Annotated in this window: 10 protein-coding genes; 3 read left to right on the top strand and 7 right to left on the bottom strand. The window is 71.7% G+C overall.

From position 1 onward, the window contains the following. Positions 1 to 1192 (bottom strand): PLP-dependent aminotransferase family protein (locus EAO75_RS11820; protein WP_147995258.1); only part of this gene is annotated, 1192 nt, incomplete at its 3' end. Positions 1193 to 1496: 304 nt separating this feature from the next. On the opposite strand from EAO75_RS11820, the gene EAO75_RS11815 reads away from it, so the two are divergent. Beyond that, positions 1497 to 1682: a hypothetical protein gene (locus EAO75_RS11815; RefSeq protein ID WP_147994995.1), complete on the top strand. Its 186-nt coding sequence runs from the start codon at positions 1497 to 1499 to the stop codon at positions 1680 to 1682. A 44-nt stretch (positions 1683 to 1726) separates the two neighbouring features. Here the strand turns inward: EAO75_RS11815 and hemB are convergent, their stop codons facing one another. Continuing rightward, a complete protein-coding gene (hemB, locus tag EAO75_RS11810; protein WP_147994994.1) occupies positions 1727 to 2725 on the bottom strand; it encodes a porphobilinogen synthase in 999 nt (332 codons plus the stop codon). A gap of 192 nt (positions 2726 to 2917) precedes the next feature. Between hemB and EAO75_RS11805 the strand changes: the two genes are divergently transcribed. Continuing rightward, on the top strand, positions 2918 to 4306 hold the full coding sequence (locus tag EAO75_RS11805) for an FAD-binding oxidoreductase (protein ID WP_147994993.1): 1389 nt from the start codon (positions 2918 to 2920) through the stop codon (positions 4304 to 4306). A 202-nt stretch (positions 4307 to 4508) separates the two neighbouring features. Here EAO75_RS11805 and EAO75_RS11800 read toward each other — a convergent pair whose 3' ends face one another. From EAO75_RS11800 to EAO75_RS11780, 5 genes are all read right to left on the bottom strand, one after another. Then, on the bottom strand, positions 4509 to 6215 hold the full coding sequence (locus tag EAO75_RS11800) for a uroporphyrinogen-III synthase (RefSeq protein WP_147994992.1): 1707 nt from the start codon (positions 6213 to 6215) through the stop codon (positions 4509 to 4511). Continuing rightward, positions 6212 to 7171 carry a hydroxymethylbilane synthase gene (gene hemC, locus EAO75_RS11795; RefSeq protein WP_147994991.1) on the bottom strand — a complete coding sequence of 320 codons (960 nt, stop codon included), beginning with the start codon at positions 7169 to 7171 and terminating at the stop codon, positions 6212 to 6214. Before hemC ends, EAO75_RS11800 begins: the two co-directional genes overlap by 4 nt. Beyond that, complete coding sequence (locus tag EAO75_RS11790) at positions 7168 to 8940, bottom strand: glutamyl-tRNA reductase (protein WP_147994990.1); 1773 nt, start codon at positions 8938 to 8940, stop codon at positions 7168 to 7170. Before EAO75_RS11790 ends, hemC begins: the two co-directional genes overlap by 4 nt. Further along, on the bottom strand, positions 8937 to 9704 hold the full coding sequence (locus EAO75_RS11785) for a redox-sensing transcriptional repressor Rex (protein ID WP_147994989.1): 768 nt from the start codon (positions 9702 to 9704) through the stop codon (positions 8937 to 8939). Before EAO75_RS11785 ends, EAO75_RS11790 begins: the two co-directional genes overlap by 4 nt. 284 nt (positions 9705 to 9988) lie before the next feature. After that, complete coding sequence (locus tag EAO75_RS11780) at positions 9989 to 10276, bottom strand: glutaredoxin family protein (RefSeq protein WP_147994988.1); 288 nt, start codon at positions 10274 to 10276, stop codon at positions 9989 to 9991. A gap of 131 nt (positions 10277 to 10407) precedes the next feature. Here EAO75_RS11780 and EAO75_RS11775 point away from each other — a divergent pair, with 131 nt between their 5' ends. After that, positions 10408 to 11328: an HAD family hydrolase gene (locus tag EAO75_RS11775; protein WP_147994987.1), complete on the top strand. Its 921-nt coding sequence runs from the start codon at positions 10408 to 10410 to the stop codon at positions 11326 to 11328. Positions 11329 to 11570: the final 242 nt, after the last annotated feature.

The raw sequence follows: 11570 nt of genomic DNA, 5'->3' as shown, positions 1-11570 counted from the left end.
CCCCCAGCCGCCGCAGCCCCTCCCCGATCTCCCGCGGCGTCTGCGTCACGAAGCACAGCCGCAGCGTCGACCGGTCGGGCTCACCGGCGTAGAAGGGCGCGCCGGGAACGTAGGCCACGTCGTACCGCACGACCTGCGGCAGCAGGGCCGTCGTGTCGTACGACTGAGGCAGGCGGGCCCACAGGAACATGCCGCCCTCGGGACGGTTCCAGGCCGAGCCCTCCGGGAGGGCCCCGGGCAGGCCCGCGAGCATGGCGTCGCGGCGTTCGCGGTAGACGTCCCTGACGCGGGCCACGTGCGTGTCTAGGGCGCCGAGGTAGCGGGCGGCAGCGAGCTGGTTGACCGTCGGGGTGTGCAGGTCGGCGGCCTGCTTGGCGACCGCGCAGGCCCGCCGCAGGGCGGCCGGGGCGCGCAGCCAGCCCAGCCGGAGGCCGGGGGCCATCACCTTGGAGAAGGAGCCGAGCAGCACGGTCCGGTCCTCGGCGCCCGGGTACGAGGCGATCCAGGGCACGCGCTCGCCCTCGTACCGCAGCTCGCCGTACGGGTCGTCCTCGACGATCCACACCCCGCGCCGGGCGGCGGCCTGCGCGACGGCCGCCCTGCGCTCGGCGGGCAGGGTCCGGCCGGTCGGGTTCTGGAAGGTGGGCACGGTGTAGAAGAGCTTCGGCCGCTCCCGCGCCACCAGTTCCTCCAGCGCCCGCGGATCCACGCCGTCCGCGTCGCCGGGCACGGCCACGACCCGGGCGCCCGCGAGGCCGAACGCCTGAAGTGCCGCCAGGTAGCAGGGGTCTTCGACCAGGACCGTGTCACCGGGGTCCAGCAGCGCGGTGGCCAGGAGCGTCAGGCCCTGCTGGGAGCCGGTGGTGATGAGCAGGTCGTCGGCGTCGGTCGCGAGTCCGCGCGCCGACACGCGGGCGGCGAGCCCGGTGCGCAGACTCGGCTCGCCCTCCGTCGTGGAGTACTGAAGGGCCTGCGCCGGGGTCTCGGCGAGGACGTCCCGGAAGGCGGCCGCGATGCCGTCCCGGTCGAACAGCTCCGGCGCCGGCAGCCCGCCCGCGAAGTTGATGACCTCGGGCCGGGCGGTGACGGCGAGGATGTCCCGCACGGGCGATCCGCCGACGGCGCCGGTCCGCGCCGCGAGCGGCGGCAGGGCGGCCGGGGCGGGTCGGGGCGCGGGCTCGATGACGGTCATGACACGGCTCCTTGGGCTGCGGCGACGAGAGCGACGGCTCGTGCCGGGCAGCCTAGAGAACTGTGTGCCCTCTACAAGCGACTTTCCGGGATACGGACCCCACCGTCCCGTACACAGGGCCCGCCCACCGGTTCGCACGGCTTCCCGCGTCCCGCGCCGAGCCGTCGGGACCTGCCGTCCCCGCAGGTCAACGGCCGTCCCGCCGCTCGGGCGTCCCGAATTCACCGCCGACGGTGGCGGACGGGACGGATGATCACGCAGGCTGGGGTCCGACCCCAACCCCACCTATGGAGAGGGCCGCACCATGTCCGCGTCCGCACACCCCCCTCGCTCCCGCGCCCGGCTGCTCGCCGCCACGCTGGTGGCGGTCGCCGCGCTCACGCTCACCGCGTGCGAGGACGGCCAGGGCCTGCGCGACGAGGGCCCGTCGACCCCGACCAGCCCCTCGGAGCCGGCGCCCACGACGCCACCGGCGACGGACGGACGCTGACGCGACCCGCGTCGGCCCGCTACCGGATCAGGTGCGGCACCGGATCAGGTGCGGCCGAGCTTCTGCGCGGCCTCCGTCGCCCAGTAGGTGAGGATGTTGCGCGCACCAGCCCGCTTGATGCCGGTCAGCGCCTCGAAGATCGCCCGGTCGCGGTCGATCCACCCCTTCTCGGCGGCGGCCTCGACCATCGAGTACTCACCGGAGATCTGATAGGCCGCCACCGGCACGTCCACCGCGTCGGCGACCCGCGCCAGGATGTCGAGGTAGGGCCCGGCCGGCTTGACCATCACCATGTCGGCGCCCTCCTCCAGGTCGAGCGCGAGCTCGCGCAGCGCCTCCCGGGCGTTCGCCGGATCCTGCTGATAGGTCTTCCGGTCGCCCTTCAGGGAGGAGGCGACGGCCTCACGGAAGGGCCCGTAGAAGGCGGAGGCGTACTTGGCGGTGTAGGCGAGGATCGCGACGTCCTCGCGTCCGATCTGGTCGAGCGCGTCACGGACGACCCCGATCTGCCCGTCCATCATCCCGCTGGGCCCCACGACATGGGCTCCGGCGTCGGCCTGCACCTGCGCCATCTCGGCGTAGCGCTCCAGGGTGGCGTCGTTGTCGACACGCCCTTCGGCGTCCAGCACACCGCAGTGCCCGTGATCGGTGGTCTCGTCGAGGCACAGGTCGGACATGACGAGCAGGTCGTCGCCGACCTCGGCCCGTACGTCACGGAGGGCGACCTGCAAGATCCCGTCCGGATCCGTGCCCGGCGTCCCGAGGGCGTCCTTCTTGTCCTCCTCCGGCACGCCGAAGAGCATGATCCCGGAGACACCGGCCTCCACGGCCTCCAGCGCCGCCTTCTTCAGGCTGTCCCGCGTGTGCTGGACGACGCCCGGCATGGTGGCGATCGGCACCGGCTCGCTGACGCCCTCGCGCACGAAGGCCGGGAGGATGAAGTCGGCGGGGTGCAGCCGGGTCTCGGCGACCATGCGCCGCATGGCGGGAGTGGTCCGCAGACGCCGCGGCCGCGTGCCGGGGAAGGATCCGTACGTCGTCATGCCACCTACGCTACGCCCGCCCCGGCAGCACCTTTGCCGACGAGCCGTCGGGACGCCGAGGCGCCGACGACGGCCCGGCATGCGCCCCGCACGGCCCCGGGTCCATCCTGAAGACAAGCCCCTAACGGCCGCCCCAAGGGCCCCGAGCCCCCGCCCGCAAGGCCCCTCCGTACACGCGCCACGGAGGACGCGATGACCGCGACCCACCGCAACACGCCCGACCTGTTCGCCCTCTCCGAGATCCACGGCCCGGTGCTGCGCCCCGGCGACGACGGCTACGCCGACGAGGTCACCGGCTTCAACCTAGCCGCACTGCACACTCCCGAGGTGGTCGTGGGCGCGACGAGCGCCGACGACATCGTCACGGCCCTGCGCTGGGCGACGGCCACCGGTACGCCGGTCGCGGTCCAGGCGACGGGCCACGGAGCGAACTTCCCGATCTCCCACGGCCTGCTGATCAACACGGCCCGCATGACGGACGTACGCGTCGACCCGACGAAGCGCCTCGCGACGGTCGCGGCCGGAGCCAAGTGGCGGGACGTCCTGGAGGCGGCCGCACCCCACGGCCTGGCCGCGCTCGCCGGCACGTCCACGGACGCCGGCGCGGTCGGCTACACGCTGGGCGGCGGACTCCCCGTCCTCGGCCGGACCTACGGCTACGCCTCCGACCTGGTCCGCTCCTTCCAGGTGGCCACACCCGACGGCACCCTGCGCGAGTCCGACCCCGACCACGAGCCGGAACTGTTCTGGGCACTGCGCGGCGGCAAGGGCAACGTAGGCGTGGTCACGTCGATGACCTGCGACCTGCTCCCGCTCACCACGATCCTGGGCGGCGGCGTCTACTACCCCGGCGAACACGCCGAGGCCGTGCTGCGCACCTGGACCGACTGGACACGAACCCTGCCCGACGAGATGTGCAGCGCCTTCACCCTGCTGCGGCTGCCCCCCATCCCGGAGATCCCCGAACCGCTGCGCGGCGGCTTCTGGGCCCGTGTCGCCATCGCCTGGCCCGCGGACCCGGCGGAAGGAGAACGCCTACTGGCCCCGATCCGCGCGGCGGCGCCGGTGACGGTGGACACGGTGGAGGAGATGCCGTACACGGCCCTGGACCGCATCCACATGGAACCGCAGGACCCCCTCCCCGCCCGGGAGTCCTGCACCCTGCTGCGCGACCTCACGCCCGAGGCCCTGCGCACATTCCTGTCCCAGGCAGGCCCCGAGGTCCCCGACTACCCGATCCTCATGGTGGAGCTCCGCCACCTGGGCGGCGCCCTGGCCCGCCCCGCCCGCCAGGAGGACGCGATCTGCGCCCGAGACGCGAGCTACATCCTGGAAGCGGTGGGAGTCCTGGCCACCCCACCGGCAGCGGAAGCCATAGAACGGGCGACGACGTCGCTGCACGAAGCGATGTCCCCGTACGGCACAGGCCACACGATGATCAACCTGCACGGCACCCCGGGCAACACCGAGGACCGAGCCCGAGCCTGGACCCCGGAAACCCTGGACCGCCTACGCAAGGACAAATCGACCTACGACCCGGCCAACCTGCTCAGCTTCGGCCACACGGTCGGCAGCGACTGAGGGTAGGGGCGGGCTGCTGCCGTGGATGCCGGGGATCCGGTCACTCGGCCCAGTGAGCGGCGGCCGGGGGCTCGGCGGCGGCGGTCCACGACGTAGGTGTGGGTGACAGGGGGTGGGGGTGCGCGCAGGGTGTTTCGCCCCCGCCGCCCCGGCGGCGGGGGCGAAACACCCTGCGCGCACCCCCACCCCCTGTCACCCACACCTACGTCGTGGACCGCCGCCGCCGAGCCCCCGGCCGCCGCTCACTGGGCCGAGTGACCGGATCCCCGGCATCCACGGCAGCAGCCCGCCGCCGCAGCCCGAAGTCCGCCAACGCCTCGGCCAACTTGTGCACAGACGGCTCCGGAGCCATCACATCCACCCGAAGCCCATGCTCCTCAGCAGTCTTCGCAGTGGCAGGCCCGATACAGGCGATCACGGTCACGTTGTGCGGCTTCCCGGCGATCCCCACCAGATTGCGCACGGTGGAGGACGACGTGAAGAGAACGGCATCGAAGCCACCCCCCTTGATCGCCTCCCGGGTCTCCGCCGGCGGCGGCGAGGCCCGCACGGTCCGATAGGCCGTGACGTCATCGACCTCCCAGCCCAGCTCGATGAGCCCGGCGACCAGCGTCTCCGTGGCGATATCGGCCCGAGGCAGGAACACCCGGTCAATGGGGTCGAACACCGGGTCGTACGGCGGCCAGTCCTCCAGCAGCCCCGCAGCCGACTGCTCCCCGCTGGGCACCAGATCCGGCTTCACGCCAAACGCGATCAGCGCGTTCGCGGTCTGCTCCCCCACCGCGGCGACCTTGATCCCGGCAAACGCCCGGGCATCGAGCCCGTACTCCTCGAACTTCTCCCGCACGGCCTTGACGGCATTCACCGAGGTGAACGCGATCCACTCATAACGGCCCGTCACGAGCCCCTTGACGGCCCGCTCCATCTGCTGAGGCGTCCGCGGCGGCTCGACGGCGATCGTCGGCACCTCGTGCGGCACGGCCCCGTACGACCTCAACTGGTCGGAGAGCGAAGCCGCCTGCTCCTTCGTCCGCGGAACGAGCACCCGCCAGCCGAACAACGGCTTGGACTCGAACCACGACAACTGGTCGCGCTGTGCTGCGGCGGAACGCTCACCGACCACGGCTATCACCGGCCGCCCCCCCTCGGGCGACGGCAGCACCTTGGCCTGCTTCAGCGTCTGGGCGACGGTCCCGAGGGTCGCGGTCCAGGTCCGCTGCCGGGTGGTGGTACCGGCGACGGTCACCGTCATCGGCGTATCGGGCTTGCGCCCCGCCGACACCAGCTCACCGGCAGCCGCACCGACGCCGTCGAGCGTCGTGGAGACGACGACCGTCCCGTCCGACGCCCCGACCTCGGTCCAGCACCGGTCGGACGCGGTGCGCGCGTCCACGAACCGGACGTCCGCGCCCTGCGCGTCGCGCAGCGGCACGCCGGCATACGCGGGCACGCCCACGGCCGCGGCGACACCCGGCACGACCTCGAACGGCACGCCCGCCGCGGCGCACGCGAGCATCTCCTCGGTGGCGTACGTGTCCAGCCCGGGATCCCCGGACACCGCACGTACGACCCGCCTGCCGCCGCGTGCGGCCTCCATGACAAGATGTGCGGCATCCCGCACCGCGGGTAGCCCAGCGGTCGTTGACGCGCCGTCAACAACCGCTAGTTGAGGCGTGCCTGTGCCCGGGACGGCGTCCGCATCGGGACCCGTGTCCGTGTGCACTTCGGCTACGCCCGGTCTGGCGTGGCGGCGTACCACGTCGAGCACTTCGTGCTCGGCGACCAGTACATCGGCGTTCGCCAGCGCCTCGACGGCGCGCAGAGTCAGTAGCCCCGGATCCCCGGGTCCGGCACCGAGGAAGGTGACGTGCCCGTGTTCAAGGCCGGCGGGAAGAGTGGTGGGGCTCACTGTGCTCGCTCCCCCATCAGACCGGCCGCGCCCTGGGCAAGCATCTCGTCAGCGAGTTCGCGACCGAGCGCAAGCGCTTGGTCATGCGTCTCGGGCACGGGACCGGTGGTGGACAGCTGCACCATGCGAGTGCCGTCGGTCGTGCCGACAACTCCCCGCAGGCGCATTTCCTTGACAATCTGCCCGTCGGCCAAAAGGTCGGCCAGCGCGCCCACAGGGGCGGAGCAGCCGGCCTCCAGGGCGGCGAGCAGTGAGCGCTCGGCGGTCACGGCGACCCGCGTGAACGGGTCGTCGAGTTCCCCGAGCGCGGCGACGAGGTCCGCGTTGTCCGCGGTGCACTCGATCGCCAGTGCCCCCTGGCCGGGGGCGGGCAAAACCGTGTCGACCGACAGGAAGTCGGTCACCTCGTCGATACGGCCGATGCGCTGCAGCCCGGCCGCAGCAAGCACCACCGCATCCAGCTCACCGTCGCGCACGTACCCGATCCGGGTATCCACGTTCCCGCGGATCGCGACGGTCTCGATGTCCAGCCCATGGCTGCGCGCGTACGCGTTCAGCTGCGCCATCCGGCGCGGCGAACCCGTACCGATGCGCGCCCCGCGCGGCAGGTCGGTGAACTTGAGGGCGTCGCGCGCGACGATCACGTCGCGCGGGTCCTCGCGCTCGGGGACGGCCGCCAGGGCCAGCTCCTCGGGCTGCGCGGTCGGCAGGTCCTTCAGCGAGTGCACGGCGAAGTCCACCTCGCCTTTGAGCAGGGCGTCGCGCAGGGCGGTGACGAACACGCCGGTGCCGCCGATCTGCGCGAGGGCCTCGCGTGAGACATCGCCGTACGTGGTGATCTCGACCAGCTCGACGGGCCGTCCGGTCACCTGGCGCACGGCGTCCGCGACCTGCCCGGACTGGGCCATGGCGAGCCTGCTGCGCCTGGTGCCGAGCCGTAGTGCCTGCTGAGTCATCGTGGGCCTCGGTTCTTCTCGGTGCTGTCCTCGGCGCGGGAGACGGAGGCCACCGTCTCCTGATCGAGGTCGAACAGGGTCCGCAGGGCGTCCGCGTACCCGGCGCCGCCGGGCTCGGCCGCGAGCTGCTTGACCCGGACGGTCGGGGCGTGCAGCAGCTTGTCGACCACGCGCCGCACGGTCTGCGTGATCTCACTGCGGTGCTTGTCGTCGAGGGCCGGCAGACGGCCCTCCAGACGGGCGATCTCGTTCGCCACGACATCGGCGGCCATCGTGCGCAGCGCGACGACGGTGGGCGTGATGTGCGCGGCCCGCAGCGCCGCGCCGAAGGCCGCGACCTCGTCGGAGACGATATGGCGGACCTGGTCGACGTCGGCCGCCATCGGAGCCGCGGACGAAGTGTGCTGATCGGACCCGGTGGCGGAAGCTTCCGCCAGCGACTCGATGTCCACCAGCCGCACCCCGGCCAGCCGGTGCGCGGCGGCGTCGATGTCGCGCGGCATGGCGAGGTCGAGCAGCGACAGGACCGGCGCGGGACGCGGCACCTCGACGACGGGCTCGGGCTTGCGGCGCTCGGGGATCCGGCCGACCGTGGCCACCGTCGCGGCGAGCGCGGTGATCAGCTCGGCGTCGGCCTCGGGGCTGCGCCGGGCCGCCTCGCGGCGGTCGACGGCACTGCCCGCGGCCCACGCCGCGTGCTGCTCCAGGGTGGCCGCGTCCATACCGGCGACGGCGGCCTCCCCGTGCACAGAGAAACCTCCCTGCACGGCGGCGAGGTCCAGCGGACAGTTCTCGTCGGTGCCGACGCTCGTGGGCGGCAACGGGGTCTGCCGTACGTCGGCGGAGTCGGCGTTCGTCCGGGGGGCGGGCGCCTTGTCGGCCGTACGACCGCTGCCGCCCTCCTCGTCGAAGGCGACCGGCCGACCGGTACGGCCCTCGACCGCGGCGGCGATCTCCTCGGCCGTGAGGACGAGGCCGGTCGCGCCGGTGCAGGAGACGGCGACGTCGGCACGTGTCAGCTCGACCGGCACCGAATCCATCGGTACCGCGCGGGCCAGCACGTCCGTGTCGTCGGCCGTGTTCAGGATCTCGGCGAGGCGCTCGGCCCTGTCGTGGGTGCGGTTGGCGATCACGATCTCGGCGACCCCGGCCCGCGCGAGCGTGGCCGCGGCCAGGGAGGACATCGAACCGGCGCCGATGACCAGGGCCTTCTTGCCTCGGGCCCACGCCGTGACGTCCGTGCCCTCGGCCAGCTGCTCCAGGCCGAAGGTGACCAGGGACTGTCCGGCGCGGTCGATGCCGGTCTCGGAGTGGGCGCGCTTGCCGACGCGCAGGGCCTGCTGGAACAGGTCGTTCAGCAGCCGCCCGGCGCTGTGCAGCTCCTGCGCCTTGGCGAGGGAGTCCTTGATCTGGCCGAGGATCTGCCCCTCACCGACGACCATGGAGTCGAGCCCGCAGGCCACCGAGAACAGATGGTGGACGGCCCGGTCCTCGTAGTGGACGTACAGATAGGGCGTGAGCTCGTCGAGCCCCACCCCGCTGTGCTGGGTGAGCAGCGTGGACAGCTCGGCGACCCCGGCGTGGAACTTGTCCACGTCGGCGTACAGCTCGATGCGGTTGCAGGTGGCGAGCACCGCGGCCTCGGTGGCCGGCTCGGCTGCGACCGTGTCCTGCAGCAGCTTGATCTGGGCGTCCATGCTCAGCGCGGCCCGCTCCAGAACGCTGACCGGGGCGCTGCGGTGGCTCAGCCCCACGACGAGGAGACTCATGCCGGCATCACGGCGGGTACGTCCCCGTCGGGCCCCTGATCGGCGGATTCATCGGAGTCGCGGGTGACGGCGGCCGGTCCGGCGCCGTCGGTGTGGGCCTCTTCGCCCGCCTTGCGCTGCTCGTGGAAGGCGAGGATCTGCAGCTCGATCGACAGATCCACCTTGCGCACGTCGACGCCGTCCGGGACGGTCAGCACGGTCGGCGCGAAGTTCAGGATGGACGTGACACCGGCGGCCACGAGCCGGTCGCAGACCGGCTGGGCGGCGCCGGCGGGCGTCGCGATGACACCGATGGACACACCGTTGTCCTCGATGATCTTTTCGAGGTCGTCGCTGTGCTGCACGGGAATCCCCGCGACGGGCTTGCCGGCCATGGCCGGGTCGGCGTCGATGAGCGCGGCCACGCGGAAACCACGGGAGGCGAACCCGCCGTAGTTGGCCAGGGCGGCGCCGAGGTTACCGATACCGACGATGACAACCGGCCAGTCCTGGGTCAGCCCGAGCTCGCGGGAGATCTGGTAGACGAGATACTCGACGTCGTAGCCGACACCCCTCGTCCCGTACGACCCGAGGTACGAGAAGTCCTTGCGCAGCTTGGCGGAGTTGACCCCCGCGGCGGCCGCGAGCTCCTCGGAGGAGACCGTGGGTACCGAGCGCTCGGACAGTGCCGTCAGGGCTCGGAGGTACAGCGGAAGCCGGGCGACGGTGGCCTCGGGAATCCCTCGGCTACGGGTCGCCGGTCGGTGAGTTCGGCCAGTTGCCACGGTGCTCCTGCGGGTAGAGCGGGGCTGTAGGCGGTCACACGTCCCTACATGACCGCCCCGTCGAATGCAGGCTATGTCTTTGTGAACGCGTGCACAAAGATGGTGTCCGATTTGCCCGCCGAACGTGACCGGGCTCACGCACGCCCGGCGCACTGGTGTGGAACCGGCGCATACGCACCACCGTTCCTCAACTCTTGGGGGCAAAACCGCACACACTCCTCAACGATGCCCGCCCCCGAGACCAAGTCGCCATCGATCCTAAGCCGTTTCCGGAGGACTTTGGACTACTCGGTCAGTGCTTTGCGGAGGCGATCCTCGTTCACGCGCCAGAAGGTGTGCTGGGCGCCGTCGACGAGCACGACGGGGATCTGTTCCCAGTACTGGTCGTGGAGTTGGGGGTCCTGGTTGATGTCCTTCACCTCCCACCGAACCCCCAGCTCCGCACAGACCCGCTGCACGACGATCTGTGCGTCATCACACAGATGACAGTCGGGCTTGCTGATGAGAGTCACGAGCCGGTCCTGCGGAGGCTTGGCCGTGGCGCGACGAAAGAGGGGGCTCATGTCAGCCATTCTCGCGCGCCGGCGCGCGGATCACCGGCCGTCGCCCGACCACACTGTTTAACTGCGCGGTCGCGGAGAGTTCACAACCTTCAAACCTCTCGACTCCGGTAGCACCGAACAAACTGGCTATGCTCACGGTCATGGCCGCTCTTGGATGGCTCACTCCCCGTAGGCGCTCCGCCACGGCGCGGAGCGTGTTGGCTGGCGAGGCCTCGGCGGAGGCAGCGCGCAAGTCCTCGCAGGAGGCGACGGAGGTCTCGGAGGCCGAGCCGGACTTCCCGGTGCTCGGCGACGAGAAGGCCGCGGCCTTCTTCGACCTGGACAACACCGTGATGCAAGGTGCCGCGCTGTTCCACTTCGGTCGGGGCCTGTACAAACGGAAGTTCTTCGAGACACGCGACCTCGCCAGGTTCGCCTGGCAGCAGGCGTGGTTCCGGCTGGCCGGTGTCGAGGATCCGGAACACATGCAGGACGCGCGCGACTCGGCGCTGTCGATCGTCAAGGGCCACCGGGTCTCGGAGCTGATGTCGATCGGCGAGGAGATCTACGACGAGTACATGGCCGAGCGGATCTGGCCGGGCACGCGGGCCCTCGCCCAGGCGCACCTGGACGCGGGCCAGAGGGTCTGGCTGGTCACGGCGGCCCCGGTCGAGATCGCCCAGGTGATCGCCCGCCGCCTGGGCCTGACCGGCGCGCTGGGCACGGTCGCCGAGTCGGTGGACGGCGTCTACACGGGCAAGCTGGTCGGCGAGCCCCTCCACGGCCCGGCAAAGGCGGAGGCGGTCCGAGCCCTGGCCTCGGCGGAAGGCCTGGACCTCTCCCGCTGCGCGGCCTACAGCGACTCGCACAACGACATCCCGATGCTCTCCCTGGTCGGCCACCCCTACGCCATCAACCCCGACACCAAACTCCGCAAACACGCCCGCCGACTGGACTGGCGCCTACGCGACTACCGCACCGGCCGAAAGGCAGCGAAGGTAGGCATCCCGGCAGCGGCAGGCGTAGGCGCGGTAGCAGGCGGCACAGCAGCAGCAATCGCCCTGCACCGCCGACGCCGCTAGGACGAGCCCACCCCATCCGGCACCCCCAACAGCCACTCTCCAGTGCCCGCCCGGCCTTCAAGAACAAGGTCCCGCCGCTCCAAGCCCCCACCCACCCGCGGGGGCTTCACCTCTCGGCGCCGGCCGACGCATCCTTCAGCCCGTCTGGGGGTCCCCCCTGCTCGAAAGCTTGGGGGAGTTCGAGAACGAGGATCGCCTCCGCAAAGCACTGACCGAGTAGTCCAAAGTCCTCCGGAAACGGC

The sequence above is a fragment of the Streptomyces sp. UW30 genome (assembly GCF_008042075.1).
GTDB lineage: Bacteria > Actinomycetota > Actinomycetes > Streptomycetales > Streptomycetaceae > Streptomyces.
Note: the sequence above shows the minus strand (reverse complement) of the source record. Positions and strands in the feature narration are given on the sequence as shown.

Bases quoted from the DNA above. Each gene is read 5' to 3' on its own strand.
- hemB (WP_147994994.1), bottom strand. From the start codon at position 2,725: ATGACGACGTACGGATCCTTCCCCGGCACGCGGCCGCGGCGTCTGCGG.
- hemC (WP_147994991.1), bottom strand. From the start codon at position 7,171: ATGACTCAGCAGGCACTACGGCTCGGCACCAGGCGCAGCAGGCTCGCC.
- EAO75_RS11805 (WP_147994993.1), top strand. From the start codon at position 2,918: ATGACCGCGACCCACCGCAACACGCCCGACCTGTTCGCCCTCTCCGAG.
- EAO75_RS11775 (WP_147994987.1), top strand. From the start codon at position 10,408: ATGGCCGCTCTTGGATGGCTCACTCCCCGTAGGCGCTCCGCCACGGCG.
- EAO75_RS11815 (WP_147994995.1), top strand. From the start codon at position 1,497: ATGTCCGCGTCCGCACACCCCCCTCGCTCCCGCGCCCGGCTGCTCGCC.
- EAO75_RS11790 (WP_147994990.1), bottom strand. From the start codon at position 8,940: ATGAGTCTCCTCGTCGTGGGGCTGAGCCACCGCAGCGCCCCGGTCAGC.
- EAO75_RS11780 (WP_147994988.1), bottom strand. From the start codon at position 10,276: ATGGCTGACATGAGCCCCCTCTTTCGTCGCGCCACGGCCAAGCCTCCG.